Genomic DNA, 25,218 nt, shown 5'->3' with positions numbered 1-25,218 from the left:
AGAAACTAAAACGCCTGGTTCAAAAGACCGGGCGTTTTTTATTTGGTACAGTGAAACCATGAATAAATCATTTACATTTCTGGCGATCTCTCTTGTGCTGGCAATAGGCGAGGCTTGCGCTCAAACTCCTACCCAACAAACCCCAATCTTTGAAAAAAGCATATCGAACCTGCGTAATCAGCGCTATTGCGAAGTCTTGATTGGCAAGCGCGATTGGCTCAAGCTTGAAGTGAGGGTATTTAACACTCAAGGCCTTAATCTTTGCCCAGAAGCACAATGGAGCGCGTTAACCAAAGAGTCGATTGTCAAAGATTATGACGCTTCAATTGCCATTTTAAATGGCCCGCGCTATTGGATGATGGATGAAATACAAGCAGCCGGGAATACCGTCAATGACGTAAAAGAGACTTTTGGTGGCATTGAGATGAATTTGCGGGCAACAGTAAAGTTGAGTTTGCTGAAGCAGTTGATGGGTAGCAAGAATTACACCGCCAATGAAGTTGCTCGTACTACCAACTTTGTCTATAGAACTGGTAGAACTGTTTATGAACTTACATCTCCAGCAGGTGATGTCTATGTAATGCAATCGTATTCACAAATTGTGAATCCTGCACTCAACATCAAAGATCTTCCAGGATTGAGCGAGCAGCTGAAATTACCAGCTGGCTGGACTTACCGTAGTCGGGTGCTTGATCAAGACCTCTCCTTGGTCGCTAATGGCGTTGCGTATGTACTGCAAGACAATTTATCCAATAGCTATCAAAGAAGGTGATTTCTACAACGGCTGTGAAAAGGTTTATTGCAATAGTTTTTGAGTTCGCAATAAGTCAGCATTAAAGGCATCGTAAGGAAATAGCTGATTTGGAAACTCTAGGGCGAAAATGACATATAGCGCAAAGCCCATTAGTCCGAGGTAAATTGCGGTTAAAAACCAATCCTCTTCATTTTTAACGGCCATGGCATAGCCACTTAAAAGTGCACCAATCGTTAGCAGAGTAAATAAAAAGCGCTCAAGAATTGCAGGGGGGTGATGTCTGGCATTCAGCATGCCATCCTTGAAAATCTCCATGAGGTGATCTGTTTGAGGTCTCAAGATCTTATCAGCCAACTCTTTGGTGCTAGCTGGTGCGCGAGGAATGCTTAGCATCATTAATTCATTGAAGTCATTTACCTTGTGGCCCAGGCGCCCTAAATTTTCATTTAAGGCTGTAAATGAATGTACCCCTTGGTAAATTTCGAGACGATCCGTAAGAATTTCTTTTAGATTATTTCGCACTGCATTTTGGTCTGCTGTATTTAGATACTTGCTGGACTGGTAGATTTGGGTAATAGCATCTGCTTGAGCGCGATTGATGCTAACGCGTTTATCAAAATGCTCATTAGCGCTCGAAAATGTAAAGCCTAGAACCAGTGCGGACAAGCCAAAGATGGCTGCTGCTAAAGAGTCGCGAACAACTACCTTGTCTGAGGTGCGTAGGCGATATTTACCAATGAGCCAGCCTATGCCTAAGAAAATCAGAATGGATACCAAGAATATGTAGGGGGCATATTTCACTACATTGAGGTGATTCTCCATGAAATAATGCATAGCAAGCTCTCGTAAGATAGGGTAATAAGATTAAGAAGTGTATTTAGTGTAATAAAAAACCGCCCGAAGGCGGTCATTTATTTGATGTTCAGCGTTGAATTACTCAACAGCCTTAACCATCTCTTCTACAACCTTCTTCGCATCACCGAAGACCATCATGGTTTTATCCATATAGAAGAGTTCGTTATCTAAGCCGGCATAACCAGCCGCCATTGATCGTTTATTAACGATGATGGTTTTAGCTTTAAACGCTTCCAAGATTGGCATGCCAAAAATTGGGCTTCCTGGAGTACGTGCTGCCGGGTTAACAACGTCGTTAGCGCCAAGCACCAAGACCACGTCAGCTTGACCAAAGTCACTGTTGATATCTTCCATCTCGAATACTTGATCGTATGGAACTTCAGCTTCGGCCAAAAGAACGTTCATATGACCAGGCATACGACCGGCAACTGGGTGAATAGCGTATTTCACAGTCACACCATGGTGAGTTAACTTTTCAGTCAATTCTTTCAGGGCGTGTTGAGCGCGAGCAACTGCTAAGCCATAACCTGGAACAATGATCACAGTGTCAGCGTTTTCCATCAAGAAAGCAGCATCTTCAGGTGAGCCTGTTTTGTAATTCTTAGGACCGCCGTCATCGCCACCACCTGCAGCAGCTTCGGCACCAAAGCCGCCGAGCAATACAGCCAAGATAGAGCGGTTCATCGCCTTACACATGATGTAGGACAGAATGGCGCCAGATGAACCTACGCAAGCACCCGCAATAATCAACACGGGGTTATTCAAGGTAAAGCCAATACCTGCTGCAGCCCAACCAGAATAACTATTGAGCATCGATACAACCACTGGCATATCGGCACCACCGATAGGGATGATCAAAGTTACACCCAACACTAGAGCGACCGCACACATTACTAGGAACGCTTCATGACTACCAGTCATGAAGTACATTACGCCGCCGCCAACCATAGTGATGGCTAGGAGAAGGTTGAGTAAATGTTGACCAGCAAAAGTCACTGGCTTGCCGCTGACCTTGCCGGATAACTTGCCGAATGCAATAACCGATGCAGTAAAGGTAATAGCACCAATAAACGCGCCAATAAAGAGTTCAATCTTTTGTGCGCCAGTATGGTCGTGTGCTGGATTGAATACGGCTGCAATCGCGATTAGTACAGCTGACAAACCTACGAAGGAGTGCATCAAAGCTACCAACTCAGGCATCTTGGTCATTTGCACGCGCTTAGCAGCAATGGTTCCAATAACAGCACCACCAACGATTGCAGCAATGATTAATGAAAATACAGGTTTGAAGTCTGGGATCATGAATGTCGTGATCACAGCAAGCAACATACCAATCATGCCGAAGGTATTGCCTTGGCGTGAAGTGGTTGGTGAAGACAGGCCACGCAAAGCGAGGATGAACAACACCGATGAAATGAGATAAGAAATAGCGGTTATGTTTGACATAGTTTTTGGTCTCTATATAGGTCTTGTTCTAGGTTTATTTAGTTCCAGCCGCATCAGCCTTAGGGGCTTTCTTCTTGAACATCTCAAGCATGCGACGGGTGACCATAAAGCCACCAAAAATATTAATTGAGGCGAGGAATACGGCAACGGCACCAATAATGCTGGTCAGAGTAATTTCATCACCACCAATTACTTCAGTTTGAAGTAATGCGCCAACAATGATGATGCCGGAGATGGCATTAGTTACCGCCATTAAAGGTGTATGCAATGCTGGGGTAACGTTCCAAACTACGTGATAGCCGACAAAAATGGCCAATACAAACACAGTAATGTTTTGAACGGTGAGGATGCTTTGAAAGGCAGCGAGATCCATAATGTTTCCTTAGTATTTTTTACTGTTAGTTTTTGCGAATGGCTTGGCCATCACGACACATTAAACAAGCGGTGACGATATCGTCATCAGTTGGGATCACCAACTTCGCGTCTTTGTCCACAATCAGCTTCATGAAATCGAGCAAGTTGCGTGAGTAGAGTGCAGATGCATCAGCTGCAACCATGCTGGCTAAATTTGTATAGCCCACAATCTTCACGCCATTCACATCAATTACTTTATCTGCTTGAGTTAAAGGGCAGTTACCAGAACCGTTATCACCTTTACCAGCGGCTATGTCGATGACGATTGAGCCCGGTTTCATATTAGCAACGGTGTCGCTATGTAGGAGGACCGGAGGTTTACGTCCAGGGATCAATGCGGTAGCAATGACGATGTCTGCTTGTTGAGCGCGTTCAGCAACTAAGGCTGCCTGACGCTTCATCCAAGCCTCTGGCATTGGGCGGGCATAGCCACCAACGCCTTGAGCAATTTCACGCTCTTCATCAGTCTCATAAGGAACGTCAACAAACTTAGCACCTAGAGATTCAATTTGTTCTTTAGCTGCAGGACGAACATCAGATGCTTCAATCACAGCACCAAGGCGTTTTGCAGTAGCAATAGCTTGCAAGCCAGCAACACCGGCACCCAAGATTAGAACGCGAGCTGCTTTAACAGTTCCCGCAGCAGTCATGAGCATTGGCATGAAGCGTTGATATTCATTGGCAGCAACCATGACGGCCTTATATCCAGCAATGTTTGCTTGAGAAGATAAGACGTCCATGCTTTGTGCGCGTGTTGTACGCGGCGCAGCTTCTAATGAGAATGCAGTAACGCCTTGAGCAGCCATTGCAGCAATCATGTCGTTATCAAATGGATCGAGCATGCCTAGGAGAACGGCGCCAGATTTAATTTGCTTAAGTTCAGCTGCCTCAGGAGCACGAACTTTTAGAACAATCTCCGCTCCAAACGCATCCGCTGCGCTGCCAACAGTTGCGCCGACAGCTTCATACGCAGAGTCAGGTTGACTGGCTTTTACACCAGCGTCTTTCTGAATAACGACGGTATGACCTTGACCGATGAGTTTTTTAACGGTTTCTGGTGTGGCGGCTACTCGAGTTTCCCCAGGCCTTGTTTCCAGTGGCACTCCTATGCGCATGGCATGTCTCCAAAAGCAAAATTTTTCAAAAAATCTATTTTAGTTAAATGGGCCTTATTGCACCTATTTACTTACCCCTAAGTCCGCTTGCTTGGTTTTTGCCCAAAATTCTGTGAGACCGGGCTAAGACTTCTACAATATGGTCTGTCAGCTTATATTGAATTCTCGCATTTTTTGATGATCCCGCTCAATTCTTCCGCAATCCCATCGCCCCAGACCAAGAAAGTCGTTATTGGCATGTCTGGAGGGGTAGATTCGTCGGTTGCCGCCTGGATGCTCAAGGAACAAGGCTTTGAAGTTATTGGCCTTTTTATGAAGAATTGGGAGGATGATGACGACGACGAGTACTGTTCGGCTCGCCAGGACTGGCTAGACGTGGTTTCTGTGGCCGATATGATCGGTATAGACGTTGAGGCTGTCAATTTCGCTGCTGAATACCGTGAACGTGTATTTGCCGATTTTTTGCGCGAATACGCTGCAGGGCGAACACCTAATCCCGATGTTTTATGTAATGCCGAAATTAAGTTCAAAGCATTCTTGGATCACGCCATGAGTTTGGGTGCGGATGCGATTGCTACTGGACACTATGCACGCGTGCGTCATGAGGGTGGAAAAGTCCAGCTACTAAAAGCGGTCGATGCGAGCAAAGACCAAAGTTATTTCTTGCATCGCTTAACGCAGCAGCAATTGGCAAACGTCATGTTTCCGCTGGGAGAAATTCCTAAAACGGAAGTGAGAAAAATTGCTGAGCAAATTGGTTTGCACAATGCAAAGAAAAAAGACTCCACTGGAATTTGTTTTATTGGCGAACGTCCTTTTAGAGAATTCTTAAACCGTTATTTACCACGTGTGCCGGGACCAATTAAAACCCCAGAAGGTAAGACCGTTGGTGAGCATATGGGCCTAGCATTCTTTACCTTGGGTCAGCGCAAAGGCATTGGTTTGGGCGGTAGTCAGGATGGTAATGGTGATGCTTGGTATGTGGCGCGTAAAGATATTCCGAATAACACTCTATATGTAGCACAGGGCCATGAGCACCCATGGCTATTAGCTCACAAGCTTTCTGCAATGGACGCTAGCTGGGTATCTGGTGCAGCTCCAGTGCCTGGAAGCTATTCTGCTAAAACGCGTTACCGTCAAGCCGATTCAGCTTGCACTTTAATTGCCGGTAATGATGCGCAAAGTTTTGAATTAAGCTTTCCGGATGCACAGTGGGCAGTAACACCTGGACAATCAGCTGTTCTCTATGACGGAGAAATTTGTTTGGGTGGCGGAATTATCTCCGCATAAATTTTCTCATCAGATACAAAAAAGCCAATCAGTTTTGATTGGCTTTTTATTTAAGTGATAAGTTGATTAAGCAGCAGGCGGTACAGTTTCCATAAACGAAGGTCGCTGCAATAATTTCTGGTACAAGCGATCTAAGTTTGGATATTGTGTTTGCCATTTCACTTCAGGAAAGCGAAACAATAGATAACCAATGGCGCAACCAACGGCGATATCTGCCAAAGTCATTTGATTGCCATGACACCATGCGTTTTCACCGAGTTGCTCGGACATCTCGCTAAGTGCGGCATCAATCTTGCCCATTTGGCGGTCGTACCAAGTTTGGCTTTGCTGCTCTGCTGGGCGCAAGGTACGCTCTAAACGAGCCAAAATACCGGCATCCATAATTCCGTCAGCCAGGGCTTCCCAGGTTTTAACGGCGGCACGCTCCCGGTTGTCGGCAGGAATAAGCTTGCTGACAGGGCTTAGGCCATCCGCATACTCGGCGATGACGCGGGAGTCGTAGATAGCATCCCCATCGTCAGAAATAAGGCAAGGAACCTTCCCCAGGGGGTTTGTGGCGCCTATTTTGGTGTCTGCGGCCCAAACATTCTCTAATTCGAGGTCAACATCGACCTTTTTCTCGTTAAAAACAATGCGTACTTTACGTACATAGGGGCTGGTGAGGGATCCGATAAGTTTCATGGGATCAAGTATAGCCATCCTAATTGGGGTTTGCTGGACTCTCAAACGCATTAAAATTAGCTTTTATTGACATCTTCAATGCAAAGGCAATATTCGTGAGTCAGCCGCTTTCTACCCTTAATGCTCTTTCCCCTCTAGACGGTCGTTATGCCGGAAAACTAGATGCTTTGCGTCCTTGGCTTTCTGAGGCGGCTTTTATGCGCCAGCGTGTGTTTGTGGAAATTCATTGGCTTTTGGCTTTGGCTGCAGCTGGTTTGCCTGATGTGCCAAAAATTAATGCTGCTGACGAAGCTTTCTTGCTATCTCTTCCTGAGAATTTTTCGGATGAGGATGCTCAACGCATTAAAGATATTGAAGCGGTTACCAACCATGACGTCAAAGCAGTTGAGTATTTCTTAAAAGAAAAAGTTGCCGGTCGTCCTGATTTGCTTAAAGCTAGTGAGTTCATTCATTTTGCTTGCACCTCTGAAGATATCAATAACACTTCGCATGGTTTAATGTTGCGTGGCGCGCGCGATGAAGTGCTTTTGCCGCAACTTCGCAAAGTACTTTCTGTTCTGACTGACTTAGCTCTCGAGCACGCTAAGGTTCCACTTCTTTCGCGTACCCATGGCCAACCTGCTTCACCAAGTACTCTTGGAAAAGAAATTGCAAATATTGCTAAGCGTTTAGAGCGTGCGATCGATGCAATTGCAGCAGTGCCTTTGCTAGGCAAGATGAATGGCGCAGTTGGTAACTACAACGCCCACTTATCTGCTTACCCTGATTTTGATTGGGAAAATTTCTCTAAGAACGTAGTGGAGAAGCGTTTAGGTTTGACCTTCAATCCATACACCATTCAAATTGAGCCACATGACGGTATGGCCCAACTCTTTGATGCGATCGCTCGCGCTAATACGATTCTCTTGGATATGGACCGTGACTTCTGGGCTTACATCTCTGTTGGGTATTTCAAGCAGCGTACTAAAGCAGGCGAGATTGGTTCATCCACGATGCCACATAAGGTCAACCCGATTGACTTTGAAAATTCTGAAGGTAACTTGGGTGTTGCCAATGCATTGCTGCGTCATCTTGCTGAAAAATTACCAATCTCTCGTTGGCAGCGTGACCTTACTGATTCCACCGTGTTGCGTAATTTGGGTCCAGCCTTTGGTCATAGCGTATTGGCTTATGACAGCGCCCTGCGTGGACTTGGTAAGCTGGAAGTCAATCTTGCAGCAATTGCCGCTGACTTAGATGCATGTTGGGAAGTATTGGCTGAGCCAGTACAAACTGTCATGCGCCGTTATGGTATCGAGAATCCCTACGAGCAGTTAAAAGAATTGACTCGTGGCAAAGGCATTAATCAAGCCGATTTGCAAACCTTTATTCGTGGCTTGAAGATTCCTGAGGATGCAAAAGCGCGTCTATTAGAGATGACTCCATCTTCTTATCTAGGTAAGGCGGTCGAGTTGACCGAACGTCTGAAAAAGTGAGTTTGACTACCAATTCAGAATACGGGGCACGTCCTCGGATCTGGTTTGCTGTTTATCAATTGTTATGGCATCTCTTATTGCCATTAGCATTTGTTCGATTGGCTTGGCGCGCACGTCATGCCTTTTCTTACCTTCATCACATCCCAGAGCGTCTGGGTTTTGGCTATAGCAAGCCCATTACTCAAAGGTCTATTTGGATTCATGCGGTATCGGTTGGAGAGACTCGTGCTGCTCAACCATTGATTGAGGCTTATTTGGCTAGAGGTGAATCAATTCTCCTTACCCACATGACGTTGAATGGACGCCGCACCGGTAAGCAGTTATTTGCCAAAGAGATTGCCTCTGGACAAATTCGACAAGTCTATTTGCCATATGACATTTGTTGGGCTGTAGAACATTTCTTGAAGACCTTTAAGCCAAAGCTTGGTCTATTTATGGAAACCGAAGCATGGCCAACCGTTGTCTTTCGCTGTAAAGAAATTGGCTTGCCTCTATTTCTGGTTAATGCCCGTTTATCAGAGCGTAGTGCACGTCGCGTGAATCGTTTTGGCAAAGCGGGGCGCGCTTTATTTCAAGCATTCGCAGGTATCTTGGCTCAGACTGAATTTGATGCACAGCGTTATCGCGGCTTGGGCGTTCAAAATGTGAAGATTGTGGGTAATCTCAAGTTTGATGTTCCATTGGATCCTGGTCTCGTAGAGCAAGGTAAGGTTTGGCAACAGGGCATACACGCAGATAATCGCTTAATGGTATGCGCCGCAAGTACCCGTGATGGCGAGGAGGCCATCATTCTTAAAGCTTGGAATGATTTGCTGTTAAGCAACGCCTTCCCTATAACTCCCTTGTTATGTCTAGTGCCACGCCATCCGGAACGCTTTACTGAAGTAGCTAATCAGATTAATAGCGCTGGCTTAAAGTTCCGTAAACGTAGCGAGTGGTCAGGTATTCCGAGTGAGTGTGATGTTTTAGATGTTGTTCTGGGCGACTCCATGGGTGAGATGCCGATGTATTACAGTGCCTCGGACTTGGTATTGATGGGCGGAAGCCTACTTCCTTTTGGAGGTCAAAACCTTATTGAAGCCTGTGCGGCTGGGTGTCCTGTTTTATTGGGTGAGCACACTTATAACTTTCAGCAGGCCGCCTTAGATGCGATTGACAGTGGCGCAGCTAAAAGAATTAAGGGAGAGCTTCTCTTAACTGAGCCAATTGCTTTAATGGAATCTTTGAAAGAATTACTCTTAAATACTGCTGAGCTGAAGAAAATGAGCGAGGCAGCGAAGGCCTACTCAGTGAAACATCAAGGTGCGACTAAAAGAATCTTAGCCGCCCTTGATCAAACAAACTAAATTACTGACTTAAACCCGCGCCCCGTAGTTAGGGTCGTCTTTGCGCGCTTCGTCATCAGGCTTTTTATCGCCCTTCACCAAATCTTCTCGTGTAACACCAAGCCACATGGCCAGCGCTGCAGCAACGAAGACTGAAGAGTAAATACCAAACAAAATACCAATGGTCAGCGCCAAAGCAAAGTAGAAGAGCGTTGGGCCGCCGAAGATCAGCATAGCCAAAACCATCATCTCTGTACTGCCGTGAGTAATAACAGTTCGGCTGATAGTGCTGGTGATTGCGTTATCGATGATTTCACGGGTATTCATCTTGCGGTATTTGCGGAAGTTTTCGCGAATACGGTCAAAGATCACCACGGATTCGTTTACTGAGTAGCCTAGAACCGCTAGCACTGCTGCCAATACTGAAAGTGAGAACTCCCATTGGAAGAAGGCAAAGAAACCCAAGATGATGACGATGTCATGCAAGTTCGCGATGATGCCGGCAACCGCAAATTTCCACTCAAAGCGGAATGAGAGGTAAACCACAATGCCAATAATTACAAATAGCAATGCCATTAATCCATCTATTGCTAGCTCACGACCAACTTGTGGACCAACAAATTCAACACGCTGGAGCTTTACACCAGTTGCTGCTGGATCTAGCACTTGCATTACTGCTGTACTTTGATCGGCTGAGGAGATGAGTTTGCCTTCAGCATCTTTTTGTAAAGGCAGGCGAATCATCACATCGCGTGAGCTACCAAAGTTTTGAATTTGGGTATCTGCGTAACCAAGCTTCTCAACTTTTGAGCGAATGGAGTCTAGTGGCGCAGTTTGTGGATAGCTAACTTCCATAACCGTGCCACCAGTAAATTCGATGGAGAGGTGCAGGCCGTTATGCCAAAGGAAAAAGACAGCTGCTAAAAAAGTAATTAAAGAAATCGCATTGAGCACCAATGCATGGCGCATAAAGGGAATATCTTTTTTGATCCGGAAAAATTCCATGGCTTATTTCTCCTGTGGGCGCCAAACTTGGCCGATAGCGAGTTTTTGAATCTTCTTATGTCTGCCGTACCAGAGGTTGACAAGGCCACGTGAGAAGAAGACAGCCGAGAACATTGAAGTCAGAATACCTAAGCAGTGAACTACTGCGAATCCTTTAATAGGGCCAGAGCCAAATGCTAACAAGGCTAGGCCAGCAATTAAAGTAGTGACGTTTGAGTCCAGAATGGTTGCCCATGCTTTGTCGAAGCCTACGGCAATGGCTGTTTGTGGGGCCGCGCCATTACGCAACTCTTCGCGAATACGTTCGTTGATCAACACGTTAGAGTCAATCGCCATACCGAGCGCTAAAGCCATCGCGGCAATACCAGGCAAGGTGAGCGTGGCTTGCAACATGGAAAGTACTGAAATGAGTAAGAGCAGGTTGACTGCTAACGCCACAACTGAGAATGTGCCAAACAAGAGGTAGTAAGCCATCATAAAGATAGCAATAGCACCAAAACCGATTAAGAGAGACTTAAAGCCCTTCTCAATGTTTTCTGCACCCAAGCTTGGTCCGATAGTACGTTCTTCAATGATTTCCATTGGCGCTGCTAATGAGCCTGCACGTAACAAGAGGGCTAAGTCATTGGCGCTCTCAGTAGTAGGTTGACCAGTGATCTGGAACTTAGAGCCAAATTCACTTTGAATGGTAGCTATCGTGAGCACTTCACCTTTGCCTTTTTCAAATAAGATCATGCCCATTGGTTTGCCAATGTTTTCACGAGTCACTTCTTGCATCACACGACCACCAGCCGCATCTAAGGAGATGTTGACGGCAGGGCGTTGATTTTGATCAAAGCCAGCGCTTGCATCAGTAATGCGGTCACCACTAAAGATCACTGATTTTTTGAATACACCCAAACGGTTTTCGCCAAAGCGGAAAGTATCCATGCCTGGAGGAGGAGTTTCGCCTAGGGCGATAGTGGATACGAGTGGATCAGCTAAGCGTGATTCGAGAGTGGCTGTACGGCCAATAATATCTTTAGCACGCGCTGTATCTTGCACGCCTGGCAGTTGCACCACAATACGCTCAGCACCTTGTTGCTGAATGACGGGCTCTTTAACCGCGAGTTCATTCACGCGTTTATTCAATGTAATGATGTTTTGCTTAACAGCGTTATCTTGAATTTCTTTTAAGGCAGTAGGCTTAAATTCACCGATCACTTTTGGTGATAGCCCGGTAGGTTTGACCTGCCAAATCAATTCTGGTTGTGCTGTCATTAATACAGAGCGAGCCGCTTCAGCATCAGCAGTGCTGCCAAAGCTAATGGAAATGAAGTCGGCACCACGTTCGATGCCTTGATGACGAATATTTTTGTCGCGCAATTGACTGCGAATATCCGTTGCTAAAGAAGTAACCTTCTTCTGAACTGCACCCTTCATGTCTACCTGTAGAAGGAAGTACACGCCACCACGTAAGTCAAGTCCTAATGGCATTGGCAAAGCATTGATTGCATTAAGCCATCCTGGGGTGTTGGATAGTAAATTTAATGCAACGGTGTAGTTGGGATCATTTTGATCGGTATTTAACTTCTGCTGTAAGAGATCGCGAGCGCGCAATTGAATATCGGTGTTATTAAAGCGAACCTTGATTGAGCCTACATTGCCAGCGACTTCAAAGAAGATGCCTGTGTTGCCAATGTTTGCTTCAGTCAGGATTTTTTCTACACGAGCCTGTGTTGCCAAATCAACCTTGATGGTTGGTTTGGCAGACGAGACTTGAACCGCTGGAGCCTCACCATAGAAATTGGGTAATGAATATAGTCCGCCAATCAGTAATGCGATGGCGATAACTAGATATTTCCAGAGAGGGTAGCGATTCATATTGAGATACTTTTAAACAAACAAATTAAGCGGATGCATTAAGCAGACTTCAGCGTGCCTTTTGGCAATACTGTAGTGATGGCACCTTTTTGCATTTGCACTTCAGTACCAGCAGAAATTTCAACAGTCACTACTTGGTCCTTGAGCGCTGTTACTTTGCCCATAATGCCGCCAACAGTAACTACTTCATCGCCAACGCCCAATGACTCAAGCATTGCCTTAGTTTCTTTTTGACGCTTCATTTGTGGGCGAATCATGATGAAGTACAAAACTGCAAACATCAAAATCAAAGGGAGGAAGCTCATCAAGCCACCGGAATCTGCGCCCGCTGCAGGAGCTTGGGCAAAAGCGTTACTAATCCACATACAAAACCTCCATTAATTACCAATTAAAAACTGCTGAGTTTTTCGACCTTTAAACCTGAGGCCGTAACCCGCAATTCTAAACTGTGTGGGGCTTTGGAGGTGATTTGAAGGGTGTTGAGCCCCCTGTAGGGCTATTAGTCCTGTCCAGGCTCTACGCCGCGCTGGCGATTACTGTGAAATTCCTCACGATAGGCGCTAAAGCGGTCCTTGCTAAGCGCCTCGCGGACATCAGACATAAGCTGGAGGTAGTAGGACAGGTTGTGAATGGTATTGAGTTGGGACCCCAGGATCTCATTCGCCTTTTGGAGGTGATTTAAGTAGGATCTAGTGAAGTTTTGACAGGTATAGCAGGCACAGGTTGGGTCTACAGGGCGATCATCGTCCTTGTACCCAGAATTACGTAGTTTTAGGTCTCCAAAACGGGTGAAAAGCCAGCCATTACGAGCATTACGGGTAGGCATCACACAATCAAACATATCAATGCCCAAGCTGACACCCAAAATCAGGTCTTCTGGTGTGCCCACGCCCATTAAATAGTGAGGCATATGCTCTGGAAGCTTTGGGGCTGTGAAATTGAGAATGCGCTCAAACTCAGGTTTTGGCTCACCAACGGAGAGTCCACCAATTGCAATTCCATCAAACCCTTGCTGGCTAACGGCGTCCAGAGAAAATTCACGCAGATTCTCAAACATGCCGCCTTGGACAATTCCAAAGAGACCGTTGCCAGTCTCTAGTTCGCGAAAGCGTTTGAGCGAGCGGTCACCCCAACGAAGTGACATTTCTAGTGAGGCACGTGCAGTTTTTTCAGAAGTAGGTTGACCCTTAATCTCATAAGGAGTGCATTCATCAAACTGCATAGCGATATCGCTATTTAGCACCGCTTGAATTTCCATCGATACTTCTGGGGACATAAATAATTTGTCACCATTAATCGGTGAAGCAAAAGTCACGCCCTCTTCAGAAATCTTGCGCAATGCACCCAAGCTAAATACCTGAAAGCCGCCAGAGTCAGTCAGGATTGGTTTTTCCCATCCCATGAAGCGATGAAGGCCGCCATGTTTTTTGATGACATCTAACCCCGGTCTTAACCAAAGGTGAAAAGTGTTTCCCAAAATGATTTGCGCTTTAGCTTCATTCAAATCACGAGGCGTCATGGCCTTCACCGTACCGTACGTACCAACAGGCATGAAGATCGGCGTTTGCACGCTACCGTGCGGAAGATCAAGCTGACCAAGTCGCGCTGGGCTCTGGGAGTCACGCGCCAAGATATTGAAGTGAACTGGTTTGGTCATATTTTTGTATTCTCGAGTCGGCAAAGAAACATCGCATCTCCATAACTAAAGAAACGATACTTCTGTGAAATAGCATGTTGATAGGCGGCGCGAATGTTATCCACTCCCGCTAAAGCACTAACTAACATTAATAAAGTAGATTTTGGCAGATGAAAGTTAGTGAGCAAACAATCCACTGTTTTAAATTGATAGCCTGGGGTAATAAAGAGATTGGTTTCCCCGCTGCTTTGTCCGCTTGCTGCTTGACTCTCTAGGGCTCGAAGGCTAGTGGTGCCTACAGCGATCACTCGGCCACCATTGCTCTTGGTGGTCTCAATTACCTCTAAAGTTTCCTTTGGAATGGAGTACCACTCATGGTGCATCTTGTGTTTTGAGAGATCTTCTTCGCGCACCGGAGTAAATGTTCCTGCGCCAACATGCAATGTAACGGTTGCTTGATTTACACCCAAATCTTTGATCTTTTGCAAAATCGCTTCATCAAAATGTAGGCCTGCTGTTGGAGCTGCAACTGCGCCTGGGTTTTTAGCTACTACCGTTTGATAGCGCTGCGCATCCTCACCATCTGGTTGATGTTCGATGTAAGGGGGCAGAGGAAGCTCGCCAAAGCGCTCAAGCAAAGAAAAAACATTCTCAGGAAAGCGGACTTCATAGAAGCGCCCGTCATATCCAATCATCTCCACTGGAAATGTTTCGCCTGCTTTATTGTGAATATGAACAATGCTGCCAGTCTTTGGCACCTTAGAAGCTCTAATTTGAACCCAAGCCTGCATTTCGCCGCTAATGCGCTCAATCAGGAGCTCAACATTGCCACCAGTCTCCTTTTTGCCATGCAATCGAGCAGGAATGACCTTGGTGTCATTGAAGACTAATAAGTCCCCAGGCTGAACAAGGCTAAGAATGTCCTTAAACTGTCGATCTACCAATTGAACGTGATTTGGCCCATCAGCCCTGACCTCTAAGAGGCGGCTATCGGTTCTATTCGCCAAGGGATGTTGGGCGATTAGTTCGGCGGGAAGTTCGTAATTGAAGTCGGAAAGTTGCATAGCATTACCATCAGGTATTAGATTTTAACGATGACTACTAAACAAGCGCCAAGCACACTCCAAAAAATGGGTTTAGACAGCCCTATGGCCCTTGCTTTGCACTTGCCATCCCGTTATGAGGATGAGACAGAGTTGCTCACCATTGAAGAGGCCATTGTCCAGGGTAGGTTTGCCTCGGCCCAGACCCAGGGTGTCGTGATTCGCAACCAGGTCTTATTTCGGCCCAGAAGACAGATGATTGTCACTATTGAGGATGAGACCGAGACTCTGAATCTGCGCTTTCTCAATTTCTACCCCAGCCAGCAAAAACAGATGGCGGTCGGCGTCCATGTTCGAGTGCGTGGCGAGGTGCGAGATGGTTTCCAAGGCTCGGAGATGGTTCATCCGACTGTACGCGCTGTTGCTCCAGATGCGCCGTTACCAAATAGCCTTACTCCAGTCTATCCAGCAAGTGTTGGCGTTTCACAGACTGTTATTCGTAAAGCAGTTGCACAAGCTTTGCGTGACCCCAGTTTGCAAGAGAGCTTGGCAGAGTTCTTGCCTAAAAAACTGATGGCAGAGCTATTGCCCAGTAATGATTGGCCCAATTTGCAATCTGCAATTACCTATTTGCATCAGCCTCCAGCTGACGCAAATACCCAATCATTGTTAGAGCGTACGCATCCCGCCTGGCGCAGGGTGCAGTTTGAAGAGTTACTGGCTCAGCAAATTTCTTTAAAGCGAGCGCATGCGATTCGTCGCGAACGAAATGCACCAAGCTTTGCAAAAGTTCAGGATGAAGGGAAAGATAAAGCTAGAGAGCAATCTTTTGAAGAGGGCTTGCTGAAAGTATTGCCTTTTAAATTGACGAATGCGCAAGATCGCGTTTGGTCGGAAATTAGCAAGGATCTCTCTAAGTCTTTTCCTATGAATCGCTTACTCCAAGGCGATGTCGGTAGTGGTAAAACGGTAGTCGCTGCCTTGGCTGCAGCGCGGGTCATGGATCATGGCTATCAAGCCGCCATCATGGCGCCTACAGAGATTTTGGCTGAGCAACATTATTTAAAGATGAAGGAATGGTTTGAGCCTTTAGGGGTAAAAATCGCTTGGTTATCAGGCAGTCTAAAAGTTAAAGAGAAACGACTGGCGCAAGAGGTGATTGAGAATGGGCAAGCCCAGCTCATTATTGGTACACATGCCCTTATTCAAGAAAGTGTGAGCTTTGCCAAACTTGGCTTAGCAGTCATTGATGAGCAGCATCGCTTTGGGGTAAGACAACGTTTAGAGATTCAGCAACGTGTTGGATCAGAGTTGTTTTACTGTCATCAGTTAATGATGTCTGCCACTCCCATACCTAGAACATTAGCAATGACGTATTACGCCGACCTGGATGTTTCTGTCATTGATGAGTTGCCTCCTGGCCGCAAACCGATTGCCACCAAAGTCGTCAAAGCTAGTCGCCGTGATGAAGTAATCGGTGGTTTGCAAAGTTGGTTATCAAAAGGGCTTCAGGCCTACTGGGTCTGCCCGCTCATCGAAGAGTCCGAAGCGCTCCAATTACAAACAGCAACAGAAAGCTTTGAACAGTTGACTCAAGCTTTACCTGACTTTAAGGTGGGCTTAGTGCACGGCAGATTAAAGGCAGAAGAAAAAGCGGCTGTCATGGCTGCCTTTAAAGCGAATGAAATTCAACTTCTGGTCGCCACTACGGTGATTGAGGTGGGGGTCGATGTACCTAACGCCGCATTAATGGTCATTGAGCATGCAGAGCGTTTTGGTTACGCACAGATTCATCAATTACGCGGGCGTGTTGGTAGGGGGTCCGCAGATTCAGTCTGCATCTTGATGTATGCAGAGCCGCTTTCAATGGCTGCCAAAGAGCGTTTGCAAACTTTGCGCGAGACCTCAGATGGATTTGTGATTGCCGAACGTGATTTATCGCTACGTGGTCCCGGCGAGTTGCTCGGCGCCAAGCAGTCAGGCGATGCCATGTTGCGCTTTGTAGACCTCCAGCGCGACGCCTGGTTAATTGAGCTTGCGCAGCAGGCGGCTGACCGATTGCTTGCCGAGCACGCAGATCTGGTGGAGCGCCACCTAGAGCGCTGGCTTGGATCGCGTGCAGAGTTTCTAAAAGCTTGATAATTACTTCATGGGCTTAAAAGAGCGTTTCATTTCTTATGGGTATTTAATTAGGTTAGATAAACCTATTGGCACGCTATTGCTATTGTGGCCTACGCTCTGGGCTCTCTGGTTGGCCAGTAGCGGTACTCCTGATTTATCTATCTTGTTGATCTTTACTCTAGGTACGTTTCTCATGCGTAGCGCAGGTTGTGCTATTAACGACTATGCGGATCGTGACTTTGATCGTCACGTTAAAAGAACCCAGGGACGCCCTGTCACAAGTGGAAAAATTTCTGGGAAAGAGGCGGTGGCTGTAGCAGGTGCGCTAGCCTTCATTGCTTTTTTATTGATCCAGTCTCTTAATACATTTACAAGGCAACTGTCAGTTCTTGCGCTACTGGTTGCCTTTATTTACCCTTTCACCAAGCGCTTCTTTGCGATGCCTCAAGCAGTCTTGGGAATCGCTTTTGGCTTTGGGATTCCGATGGCATATGCAGCGATTCTGGATTTCATTCCGCTAGAGGCTTGGATCTTGTTTGTGGGGAATATATTCTGGGCCATTGCTTATGACACAGCCTATGCCATGGTCGATCGCGACGATGATTTGCGTCTGGGCTTAAGAACTTCAGCCATCACTTTTGGTCGCTACGATGTTATCGCCATTGCTATGAGCTATGGAGTGCTATTTATCAGCCAAGTGTGGGTAGCGCAATTAGCCAACCTCAGTAATTATTTTTTATTAGGCTGGTTCGCAGCCTTGGCTTGTGCAATCTATCATCTAAAACTAGTTTCTACTCGCAATAGAGAAGATTGTTTTAAGGCGTTCCGCCATAACAACTGGCTTGGTGGATTTTTATTTCTTGGAATTGTGCTGGGTTTGGCTTTTAACTAGCTCTGACCCAACTCGTCACCCATAGCTTTGCCACGTTGACTTGCTGCATCAATTGCTTTTTCCAAAATCTCGTGCCAGCCTTGTTGCTTCATCACATCTAAGGCTGCTGCAGTGGTGCCACCCTTAGAGGTAACTCTCTCGCGCAAAACACCGGCATGCTCATCAGAGTTATGAGCCAACTGTGTGGCGCCCTCAAGGGTTGCATAGGCTAGCTTGCGTGCTGTTGCCGTATCAAGACCAAGCTTCTCGCCAGCAGATTGCATCGCTTCAAGAAATGCAAAAACATAGGCAGGGCCACTTCCGGATACGGCGGTGACTGCATCCATTAGCTTTTCTTCAGATACCCATACCGCTTGACCTACCGCATTGCAAATAGTTTCAGCTAAAGCACGATCAGATTGATCAACGGCAGTATCTGCAAATAGTCCAGTAATACCTTTGCCAATTAATGCAGGGGTATTGGGCATAGCACGAACACAGCGTGTGTGATCCAGCCAACGACTCATGTCTTTTAGGCGAATGCCCGCAGCGATACTAAGGATCAGTGGGCCAGGCGCGCTTGCATGCTTCAGTTTTGCAGCCAACCCCTTTGCAACAACATTAAAGTCCTGGGGCTTGATTGCCATAACAACGACATTATTTTTAGAGAAGTCAAAAGCAATTTGCTCTAAAGCCCCAATACCTTGAACGCCATAGTCTTCATGCAACTTTAAAGCCGTTACGGCGTTCGCTTCAACAACGGAAATTTGATTAGGCTCAAATCCGTTCGCAAGGAGGCCGCTAATGAGGGCACGCCCCATATTGCCGCCACCAATAAATGTGATGTGGGCGTTGCTATTGTTTTGTGCAGTTTTATTTGTGCTCATTTGTTAATCTTATCGCGCTTCCCAAAAATGGCTGTGCCAACACGAACCATCGTACTTCCCTCTAGGATTGCCGCTTCTAAATCATCGGACATGCCCATAGAGAGGGTGTCAAAAAACTGGTATCCCAGTTCACCAGCGTGGGCTGCCTGAATCTGCGTAAAACAATCGCGCACAGCGGCAAACGCTTGACGTTGCTGCTCTATGTTTGGACTGGGCGCTGGAATGGCCATTAGGCCCCTGAGGACTAAATTAGGTAGCGAGGTGATGGCATTGCAAAGTGCCTCAACTTCCGCCAGTGAGACGCCACTTTTGCTGTCTTCTTCACTTACATTGATTTGTGCGCAAACTTGTAATGGGGCTAGATCAGGAAACTCGCCGCGCTGGGCAGAAAGGCGTTCTGCGATTTTGAGGCGATCAACACTATGAACCCAGTCAAAATGCTCTGCAACCTCTCGAGTTTTATTGCTCTGTAGTGGCCCAATGAAATGCCATACCAACCAAGGACGTAATTTGGCAAGCTTCTGAATTTTTTCAACAGCCTCTTGGACATAGTTTTCTCCAAAGGCAGATTGACCAGCATGCATTGCTTCTTCTACTGCTGAAGCCGGAAATGTTTTGCTGACAGCTAAGAGTTCAATTTCTTCGGGCTCACGTTTTGCTGCTAGAGCGGCAAGTTCAATCCGCTCTCTAACTTGCATCAAATTAACAACAATGGAATTCATGAGGCCTTAGAAGATTTAGCAACCAGTTGATCAACGATCTCGATCCAATGCAGCACCGGAGTGTCATCTTGCTGGAGATGGGTAATGCAGCCAATATTTCCGGAAACAATCACCTCTGCTCCAGACTCTTCGCATGCAGCATTGAGATGGGTGAGCTTGTTTTTACGTAGCTGCTCAGAAAGTTCTGGCTGGGTCACGGAGTAGGTGCCTGCAGATCCACAGCAAAGATGGCTATCCGCGCATAAACGCACACCAATACCAATATTAGAAAGCAGCCCCTCAACCTTGCCACGGATTTGTTGGCCATGTTGCAAGGTGCAGGGTGGGTGATACACCACGCCAGATTTGGGATCGGTGCCTACCAGCTGCACAAGCTCATTTTGTAAAGCAGGAAGAATCTCGGAAATATCCTTAGTTAAATCAGAGATCTTTTTAGCTTTGGTAGCATAAGTAGGGTCATTTGCAAACAGATGTCCATAGTCTTTTACCATTACGCCACAACCGGATGCTGTCATCACAATCGCTTCTACGCCGCTCTCTACTAAAGGCCACCAGGCATCAATATTTTGCTTGGCATTATCGAGACCGCCAGCTTGATCATTGAGGTGGTAACGCAAAGCTCCGCAACAAGTAGCGCTTGGCGCGCTAACCAACTGGATCTTCAGTGCATTCAGTACACGTGCTGTTGCTGAATTAATATTTGGCAACATGCCTGGCTGAACGCAGCCTTCTAGCAAAACCATTTTGCGCTGATGCGTAGTTGCAGGTCTTGCGTATGGATCAGTCGAGCTCACCAATGCCTTATTGAGGGTCAATGGGATCTTGCGTTTAATACCGCTAGGCATTAATGGGCGCACCAAGCGACCCAAGGTCATTGCGGTATTGAATAAAGCTGGATTGGTTAAGCCTTCTTTTAGGGCCCAACGAGTTAGGCGCTGAGCAATTGGACGCTCAGGCGTATTTTCTTCTGCCCATTTGCGGCCAATATCAACCAAGTTGCCGTATTGCACACCACTAGGGCAAGTGCTTTCGCAATTGCGACAGGTTAAGCAACGATCTAAATGCAGTCGTGTCTTTTCTGTTGGTGCTTGGCCCTCAGCGATTTGCTTGATGAGATAGATGCGTCCGCGTGGACCATCTAATTCATCGCCAAGGATTTGATAGGTTGGACAGGTAGCGGTACAAAAACCGCAGTGAACGCATTTGCCCAGAATGCGGGCTGCCTCGATACCTTCCGGTGTGTTGGCAAATTTAGGGGCGAGTTGAGTTTGCATAGAAATACTTATGGAAGACGTTTAGTGGCAAATACGCCAGCAGGATCAAAGGCGGATCTCAAGCGCTCTTGCACGGCTTCAAGGGCCTTGGAATGGGCTTGCTCTGTGAGTAAGGTAAAGCGCTGATAGGAAGGGTCTACGTTTGCACCCTGTCTAAAGCGAGTCGTATGACCACCATGAGAATTGGCAATGGCTTTGATGGCTGCAAAGGTAGCTTCATCACCGGGTGCCTTTATCCAGCGTTGTTGTCCATGCCACTCAAGAATAATTTTATCGTTAGCACCAGAAATTGCAATTGGTCCACAAGCAGCAGGCAGCGCTAGACGATACAAAGTTTGATCTGCGCCAAGGTTGCCAAAAGCAGAAAGTTTTTGCTCGCGCAAATTATTCCAAAAGTCTTCGGCAACTTGTTCATTGAGTTCAGTCGCATTAACTAAAGAACTCATGAGTGGGATTGCAGCCTTAACTGCAGCTGCTGCGCCCGCGAGACGGAAGGTTAGCTCTCCATCTCCACCTTTAGCTGACCCAATCCAGCAGCTAGCAGAAAGTGGTAGTGGCTGACCCGCCCATTCATTTAATGCTTTTAGTGCTTTCTCTTGAGAGAGTTGGCAGCGGAGGGTTGCAGTTGCAGCAGGTTTTGGCAATACTTTTACTGAAGCCTCCAATAGGAGGGATAGGGTGCCCAAGGAGCCTGGTAGTAAGCGAGAAACGTCATAGCCTGCAACGTTCTTCATGACCTTACCGCCAAAGGAAAGATCTTGTCCCTTGCCGTCTAAGATGCGAGCACCCAATACAAAGTCGCGGAAATTGCCAACGGTGATGCGGCCAGGGCCAGCTAGACCAGCTGCAATGGCACCACCAAAGGTTGCATTCTCACCAAAGTGTGGAGGCTCAAACGCAAGCACCTGATTTTTTTCTTTGAGGACTGCTTCAATTTCTTTTAGTGGCGTGCCTGCACAAGCGGTAATCACTAGCTCTTCTGGTTGGTACTCCAAAATGCCCGAGTAAGGGCGAGTATCTAGCTTGGCATAGTTATTGGTATTGCCATACCAGGACTTTGTGCCTCCGCCTTCAATGGAGAGAGAGGTTTTATTCTTGGCTGCATTCAGAATTTGTTCACGAAATGCGTCAACTTGTAGATTGGAGTGACTCATTAGAAGCGCTCCAACTCTGGATGAGGTAGCTGACCACCGCTAATACGCATACGGCCATATTCAGCGCAGCGGTTGAGCGTCGGAATTGCTTTATCTGGATTGAGAAGTTTCTCAGGATCGAAGGCGCTCTTCACGCCCCAGAAAGATTCACGCTCACCTTCACCAAATTGCACGCACATTGAATTAATTTTTTCAATGCCAACACCGTGCTCACCAGTAATAGTGCCGCCAAGCTCAACGCAAGCTTCTAAAATTTCAGTACCGAATTCTTCTGCGCGATGCCACTCTTCCTGATCGGCGCCATTAAACAAAATTAGAGGGTGCATATTGCCATCGCCAGCATGAAAAACGTTTAAGCAACCAAGTCCGTATTTTTCTTCCATGCCTTGGATACGCTTGAGTAAGGTGGCGATATGACGGCGGGGAATAGTGCCGTCCATGCAGTAGTAATCAGGGGCTAGGCGGCCTGCAGCAGGGAATGCATTCTTGCGACCGCTCCAGAATTTCAAGCGCTCACTTTCATCTTTAGATATCTGAATGCCGCTCGCGCCTGCTTGTTCGAGTACTTTAGTCATGCGCTCAATTTCTTCAGCAACTTCTTCTGGAGTGCCATCGGATTCGCATAACAAAATAGCTGCTGCATCTAAGTCATAGCCTGCGTGGACAAATTCCTCTACAGCACGAGTGGTGGCTTTATCCATCATCTCCAAGCCAGCAGGAATAATGCCTGCAGCAATGATGGCAGCTACTGCGTTACCACCTTTTTCGATGTCATCAAAACTTGCCATGATCACGCGAGCCAACTTTGGTTTGGCAACCAATTTAACTGTCACTTCAGTCACAACCGCGAGCATACCTTCGCTGCCCATCATGATTGCTAGCAAATCAAGGCCGGGTGCATCTGGGGCTAAGCCGCCAAATTCTACGATCTCACCATTCATTAGTATTCCGCGGACGCGCAGAACGTTATGTAAGGTGAGGCCATATTTGAGACAGTGCACACCGCCGGAGTTTTCATTCACGTTGCCGCCAATAGAGCAGGCAATTTGCGAAGAAGGGTCTGGTGCGTAATACAAACCAAGATGTGCAACTGCTTCAGAAATTGCAAGATTGCGAACACCAGGCTGAACAACTGCAGTGCGAGTAAAAGGATCAATACTGATAATTTTCTTAAGCTTGGCTAATGACAGCACCAATCCTTGAGAAAGGGGCATTGCACCTCCCGAGAGGCCAGTTCCAGATCCACGAGGCACAACAGGAATTTGCATTGCATAGCAAATCTTCAAAATCTGGGCTACTTGCTCCTCGGTTTCTGGCAAAGCTACTGCCAAAGGCATCCTTCTATAGGCGGCCAGACCATCACATTCGTAAGGAATAGTGTCTTCTGGTTCCCATAGAAGGGCATGTTCCGGAAGGATTGGGCGCAAAGCCGAAACCAATTTGGACTGAAGGGCGCTAATAGCGGCTAGTTCGGGGGGTGGGGTCACCATATTCATAAGAATCATTTTAGCCATTTACCTATAATTAAGCTTATGGGAAATCGACTATCAAAAATCGCCACCAGAACAGGTGACGCCGGGATGACCGGCTTGGGTGACGGCAGTCGCGTGGAGAAGGATCATCTGCGTATCTGCGCTATGGGTGATATTGATGAATTGAACTCAGAAATCGGAGTTTTGATGACTGAGCAGATTCCTGAAGGCATTTCTGCTGAATTGCATGAGCTTTTCCTGCAGGTGCAACATGATTTATTTGATTTGGGGGGTGAGCTTTGCATCCCCAACTACAAGCTACTCAATCCTGAGCATGTAGCTCAGTTAGATGTTTGGCTTGAAAAATACAATCAACAGCTGCCGCCTTTGACCGAATTCATTTTGCCAGGCGGTACTCGAGCTGCTGCACAGGCGCATGTGTGCCGTACGGTTTGCCGTAGAGCAGAGCGTTCGATTGTCCGCTTAGGCTGGGAAGAGCCTTTGTATGATTCCCCTAGACAATATGTGAATCGTTTATCAGATTTGCTCTTTGTGTTGGCTCGCATCTTAAATCGTGCAGCCGGTGGATCTGATGTTCTTTGGAAGCACGAAAAAAAAGAGACTAAGTAATTTAGTCTCTTTGGTGTTGTTTCTTGCAAAATTACTTCTGCATCATTTTTTCTTGCTTCTACGTGTTTTAACAGCAGTAGCAAGACGCTCTAATACTTGCACTGAATCATCCCAGTTAATACAAGCATCGGTAATACTGCGACCGTACTCTAATTTACTTGGGTCATCTTTGCCTGGTGTAAATTTCTGAGCGCCATCATTTAAATGGCTTTCTACCATCACACCAAAAATCTGATGTGAGCCAGATTCAATTTGCTGTGCAACATCATCAGCAACAACGATTTGACGCTCATGCTTCTTGCTTGAGTTGGCATGAGACAAGTCAACCATCAAACTAGCTGGAAGCTTGGCCGCTTCTAGCTCGGAGCAGGCAGCCTGTACAAACTTTGCTTCGTAGTTCGGCTCTTTACCACCGCGCAAAATGACGTGGCAATCTTTATTGCCTTTGGTTTCCACAACAGAAACTTGACCATTTTTATGAACAGACAAGAAGTGATGTGGGCGACCTGCTGCTTGAATAGCATCGGTAGCAATCTTGATGTTGCCATCAGTGCCATTCTTAAAGCCGATCGGTGCAGAGAGTCCTGAGGCAAGTTCGCGATGAACTTGGCTTTCAGTTGTACGTGCGCCAATTGCTCCCCATGAAATCAGATCGGCAATATATTGAGGAGAGATGACATCCAGGAATTCGCTACCTGCTGGCATGCCGAGGCGATTAATTTCCATGAGCACTTGGCGGGCAAGACGTAGTCCCTCTTCGATGCGATAGCTTTCATCAAGGTACGGGTCATTGATCAAACCTTTCCAGCCAACAGTAGTGCGTGGCTTTTCAAAATACACACGCATCACAATTTCTAGTTCGCCAGCAAAACGTTCGCGTTCACTTAAAAGACGTTGGCAGTATTCGAGTGCTGCACGTGGATCATGAATAGAGCATGGGCCAATAATTACCAATAAGCGGTCATCTTTACCGTGAATAATGTCGCGAATCTTTTTGCGAGTTTTGCTGATCAGCGCTTCTGTTGGTGTTCCAGAAATTGGAAAGAAACGGATTAAATGCTCTGGCGGAGGCAGAACAGAAATCTTGTCGATGCGTTGATCGTCGGTATCGGAGGTCTTGTCGACCGCGGAGTACCAATTAGCGGGATTTGTATTTTGTTGGCTCATCCGGCTATTTTAAGCCGT

23 protein-coding genes are annotated in these 25,218 nt (G+C 46.7%); 7 read left to right on the top strand and 16 right to left on the bottom strand.

Going from position 1 to position 25,218, the window contains the following annotated elements:
• Positions 1-58 precede the first annotated feature (58 nt).
• A complete protein-coding gene (locus ICN10_RS03225) occupies positions 59-772 on the top strand; it encodes a hypothetical protein (protein ID WP_216212522.1) in 714 nt (237 codons plus the stop codon).
• A 24-nt stretch (positions 773-796) separates the two neighbouring features.
• Here the strand turns inward: ICN10_RS03225 and ICN10_RS03220 are convergent, their stop codons facing one another.
• The 4 genes from ICN10_RS03220 to ICN10_RS03205 all read right to left on the bottom strand — a co-directional run bounded on the left by ICN10_RS03220 (position 797) and on the right by ICN10_RS03205 (position 4,584).
• Positions 797-1,576, bottom strand: a complete 780-nt coding sequence (locus tag ICN10_RS03220) for a hypothetical protein (RefSeq protein ID WP_216212520.1) — start codon at positions 1,574-1,576, stop codon at positions 797-799.
• A 111-nt stretch (positions 1,577-1,687) separates the two neighbouring features.
• Entirely contained in the window at positions 1,688-3,055 is a 1,368-nt protein-coding gene (locus ICN10_RS03215; RefSeq protein ID WP_215347686.1) for an NAD(P)(+) transhydrogenase (Re/Si-specific) subunit beta, read from the bottom strand.
• A gap of 34 nt (positions 3,056-3,089) precedes the next feature.
• Complete coding sequence (locus ICN10_RS03210) at positions 3,090-3,428, bottom strand: proton-translocating transhydrogenase family protein (protein ID WP_011903634.1); 339 nt, start codon at positions 3,426-3,428, stop codon at positions 3,090-3,092.
• 25 nt (positions 3,429-3,453) lie between these two features.
• Positions 3,454-4,584, bottom strand: coding sequence for a Re/Si-specific NAD(P)(+) transhydrogenase subunit alpha (locus ICN10_RS03205; RefSeq protein WP_216212517.1), 1,131 nt, complete (start codon positions 4,582-4,584; stop codon positions 3,454-3,456).
• 177 nt (positions 4,585-4,761) lie between these two features.
• Here ICN10_RS03205 and mnmA point away from each other — a divergent pair, with 177 nt between their 5' ends.
• A complete protein-coding gene (gene mnmA, locus ICN10_RS03200; protein WP_216212514.1) occupies positions 4,762-5,874 on the top strand; it encodes a tRNA 2-thiouridine(34) synthase MnmA in 1,113 nt (370 codons plus the stop codon).
• A gap of 66 nt (positions 5,875-5,940) precedes the next feature.
• Here the strand turns inward: mnmA and ICN10_RS03195 are convergent, their stop codons facing one another.
• Positions 5,941-6,555: a glutathione S-transferase N-terminal domain-containing protein gene (locus ICN10_RS03195; RefSeq protein WP_216212511.1), complete on the bottom strand. Its 615-nt coding sequence runs from the start codon at positions 6,553-6,555 to the stop codon at positions 5,941-5,943.
• Positions 6,556-6,650: 95 nt separating this feature from the next.
• Here ICN10_RS03195 and purB point away from each other — a divergent pair, with 95 nt between their 5' ends.
• Positions 6,651-8,030 (top strand): adenylosuccinate lyase, encoded by a 1,380-nt coding sequence (gene purB / locus ICN10_RS03190; RefSeq protein ID WP_216212508.1) that lies wholly within the window; start codon positions 6,651-6,653, stop codon positions 8,028-8,030.
• On the top strand, positions 8,027-9,376 hold the full coding sequence (locus ICN10_RS03185) for a 3-deoxy-D-manno-octulosonic acid transferase (RefSeq protein WP_370626190.1): 1,350 nt from the start codon (positions 8,027-8,029) through the stop codon (positions 9,374-9,376). The genes purB and ICN10_RS03185 overlap by 4 nt, the downstream gene beginning before the upstream one ends.
• Before the next feature lie 9 nt (positions 9,377-9,385).
• On the opposite strand, the gene secF is transcribed toward ICN10_RS03185, so the two are convergent.
• From secF to queA, 5 genes are all read right to left on the bottom strand, one after another.
• A complete protein-coding gene (gene secF / locus ICN10_RS03180; protein WP_216212505.1) occupies positions 9,386-10,360 on the bottom strand; it encodes a protein translocase subunit SecF in 975 nt (324 codons plus the stop codon).
• Between the two features lie 3 nt (positions 10,361-10,363).
• Entirely contained in the window at positions 10,364-12,223 is a 1,860-nt protein-coding gene (gene secD / locus ICN10_RS03175) for a protein translocase subunit SecD (protein WP_216212502.1), read from the bottom strand.
• A 38-nt stretch (positions 12,224-12,261) separates the two neighbouring features.
• A complete protein-coding gene (gene yajC, locus ICN10_RS03170; RefSeq protein ID WP_068320905.1) occupies positions 12,262-12,588 on the bottom strand; it encodes a preprotein translocase subunit YajC in 327 nt (108 codons plus the stop codon).
• 134 nt (positions 12,589-12,722) lie between these two features.
• On the bottom strand, positions 12,723-13,880 hold the full coding sequence (gene tgt, locus ICN10_RS03165) for a tRNA guanosine(34) transglycosylase Tgt (protein ID WP_216212498.1): 1,158 nt from the start codon (positions 13,878-13,880) through the stop codon (positions 12,723-12,725).
• The gene (queA, locus tag ICN10_RS03160) at positions 13,877-14,923 is read right to left on the bottom strand and encodes a tRNA preQ1(34) S-adenosylmethionine ribosyltransferase-isomerase QueA (protein ID WP_216212495.1); all 1,047 of its coding nucleotides are present in this window, start codon (positions 14,921-14,923) and stop codon (positions 13,877-13,879) included. Before queA ends, tgt begins: the two co-directional genes overlap by 4 nt.
• A gap of 30 nt (positions 14,924-14,953) precedes the next feature.
• Between queA and recG the strand changes: the two genes are divergently transcribed.
• Together recG and ubiA are read left to right on the top strand one after the other, a co-directional pair.
• The gene (recG, locus tag ICN10_RS03155) at positions 14,954-17,041 is read left to right on the top strand and encodes an ATP-dependent DNA helicase RecG (RefSeq protein ID WP_216212491.1); all 2,088 of its coding nucleotides are present in this window, start codon (positions 14,954-14,956) and stop codon (positions 17,039-17,041) included.
• 10 nt (positions 17,042-17,051) lie between these two features.
• Entirely contained in the window at positions 17,052-17,915 is an 864-nt protein-coding gene (ubiA, locus tag ICN10_RS03150) for a 4-hydroxybenzoate octaprenyltransferase (RefSeq protein ID WP_216212487.1), read from the top strand.
• On the opposite strand, the gene proC is transcribed toward ubiA, so the two are convergent.
• The 5 genes from proC to ICN10_RS03125 are packed head-to-tail and all read right to left on the bottom strand — an operon-like array spanning position 17,912 to position 23,421.
• The gene (gene proC, locus ICN10_RS03145; protein WP_216212486.1) at positions 17,912-18,781 is read right to left on the bottom strand and encodes a pyrroline-5-carboxylate reductase; all 870 of its coding nucleotides are present in this window, start codon (positions 18,779-18,781) and stop codon (positions 17,912-17,914) included. The two genes, ubiA and proC, sit on opposite strands and share 4 nt — an antisense overlap.
• Complete coding sequence (locus ICN10_RS03140) at positions 18,778-19,503, bottom strand: YggS family pyridoxal phosphate-dependent enzyme (protein WP_216212483.1); 726 nt, start codon at positions 19,501-19,503, stop codon at positions 18,778-18,780. Before ICN10_RS03140 ends, proC begins: the two co-directional genes overlap by 4 nt.
• Positions 19,500-20,777, bottom strand: coding sequence for a glycolate oxidase subunit GlcF (gene glcF, locus ICN10_RS03135; RefSeq protein WP_216212482.1), 1,278 nt, complete (start codon positions 20,775-20,777; stop codon positions 19,500-19,502). Before glcF ends, ICN10_RS03140 begins: the two co-directional genes overlap by 4 nt.
• 8 nt (positions 20,778-20,785) lie before the next feature.
• Positions 20,786-21,931 (bottom strand): glycolate oxidase subunit GlcE, encoded by a 1,146-nt coding sequence (gene glcE / locus ICN10_RS03130; RefSeq protein WP_216212478.1) that lies wholly within the window; start codon positions 21,929-21,931, stop codon positions 20,786-20,788.
• Positions 21,931-23,421, bottom strand: coding sequence for an FAD-linked oxidase C-terminal domain-containing protein (locus ICN10_RS03125; protein ID WP_068320957.1), 1,491 nt, complete (start codon positions 23,419-23,421; stop codon positions 21,931-21,933). The genes glcE and ICN10_RS03125 overlap by 1 nt, the downstream gene beginning before the upstream one ends.
• A gap of 42 nt (positions 23,422-23,463) precedes the next feature.
• Between ICN10_RS03125 and ICN10_RS03120 the strand changes: the two genes are divergently transcribed.
• Entirely contained in the window at positions 23,464-24,033 is a 570-nt protein-coding gene (locus ICN10_RS03120) for a cob(I)yrinic acid a,c-diamide adenosyltransferase (protein ID WP_068320888.1), read from the top strand.
• A 42-nt stretch (positions 24,034-24,075) separates the two neighbouring features.
• Here ICN10_RS03120 and ICN10_RS03115 read toward each other — a convergent pair whose 3' ends face one another.
• Positions 24,076-25,200, bottom strand: a complete 1,125-nt coding sequence (locus tag ICN10_RS03115) for a 3-deoxy-7-phosphoheptulonate synthase (RefSeq protein ID WP_215347654.1) — start codon at positions 25,198-25,200, stop codon at positions 24,076-24,078.
• Between the last annotated feature and the right edge of the window lie 18 nt (positions 25,201-25,218).

The sequence above is a fragment of the Polynucleobacter sp. 86C-FISCH genome, assembly GCF_018882415.1.
Lineage (GTDB): Bacteria > Pseudomonadota > Gammaproteobacteria > Burkholderiales > Burkholderiaceae > Polynucleobacter.
This window is presented reverse-complemented; position numbering and strand designations above follow the sequence as displayed.

Bases quoted from the DNA above. Each gene is read 5' to 3' on its own strand.
- proC (WP_216212486.1), bottom strand. From the start codon at position 18,781: ATGAGCACAAATAAAACTGCACAAAACAATAGCAACGCCCACATCACA.
- secF (WP_216212505.1), bottom strand. From the start codon at position 10,360: ATGGAATTTTTCCGGATCAAAAAAGATATTCCCTTTATGCGCCATGCA.
- tgt (WP_216212498.1), bottom strand. From the start codon at position 13,880: ATGACCAAACCAGTTCACTTCAATATCTTGGCGCGTGACTCCCAGAGC.
- ICN10_RS03215 (WP_215347686.1), bottom strand. From the start codon at position 3,055: ATGTCAAACATAACCGCTATTTCTTATCTCATTTCATCGGTGTTGTTC.
- ICN10_RS03195 (WP_216212511.1), bottom strand. From the start codon at position 6,555: ATGAAACTTATCGGATCCCTCACCAGCCCCTATGTACGTAAAGTACGC.
- glcF (WP_216212482.1), bottom strand. From the start codon at position 20,777: ATGCAAACTCAACTCGCCCCTAAATTTGCCAACACACCGGAAGGTATC.
- mnmA (WP_216212514.1), top strand. From the start codon at position 4,762: ATGATCCCGCTCAATTCTTCCGCAATCCCATCGCCCCAGACCAAGAAA.
- yajC (WP_068320905.1), bottom strand. From the start codon at position 12,588: ATGTGGATTAGTAACGCTTTTGCCCAAGCTCCTGCAGCGGGCGCAGAT.
- ICN10_RS03115 (WP_215347654.1), bottom strand. From the start codon at position 25,200: ATGAGCCAACAAAATACAAATCCCGCTAATTGGTACTCCGCGGTCGAC.
- ICN10_RS03205 (WP_216212517.1), bottom strand. From the start codon at position 4,584: ATGCGCATAGGAGTGCCACTGGAAACAAGGCCTGGGGAAACTCGAGTA.
- secD (WP_216212502.1), bottom strand. From the start codon at position 12,223: ATGAATCGCTACCCTCTCTGGAAATATCTAGTTATCGCCATCGCATTA.
- ubiA (WP_216212487.1), top strand. From the start codon at position 17,052: ATGGGCTTAAAAGAGCGTTTCATTTCTTATGGGTATTTAATTAGGTTA.
- ICN10_RS03140 (WP_216212483.1), bottom strand. From the start codon at position 19,503: ATGAATTCCATTGTTGTTAATTTGATGCAAGTTAGAGAGCGGATTGAA.
- ICN10_RS03220 (WP_216212520.1), bottom strand. From the start codon at position 1,576: ATGGAGAATCACCTCAATGTAGTGAAATATGCCCCCTACATATTCTTG.
- ICN10_RS03210 (WP_011903634.1), bottom strand. From the start codon at position 3,428: ATGGATCTCGCTGCCTTTCAAAGCATCCTCACCGTTCAAAACATTACT.
- queA (WP_216212495.1), bottom strand. From the start codon at position 14,923: ATGCAACTTTCCGACTTCAATTACGAACTTCCCGCCGAACTAATCGCC.
- ICN10_RS03125 (WP_068320957.1), bottom strand. From the start codon at position 23,421: ATGGTGACCCCACCCCCCGAACTAGCCGCTATTAGCGCCCTTCAGTCC.
- recG (WP_216212491.1), top strand. From the start codon at position 14,954: ATGACTACTAAACAAGCGCCAAGCACACTCCAAAAAATGGGTTTAGAC.
- ICN10_RS03225 (WP_216212522.1), top strand. From the start codon at position 59: ATGAATAAATCATTTACATTTCTGGCGATCTCTCTTGTGCTGGCAATA.
- ICN10_RS03120 (WP_068320888.1), top strand. From the start codon at position 23,464: ATGGGAAATCGACTATCAAAAATCGCCACCAGAACAGGTGACGCCGGG.
- glcE (WP_216212478.1), bottom strand. From the start codon at position 21,931: ATGAGTCACTCCAATCTACAAGTTGACGCATTTCGTGAACAAATTCTG.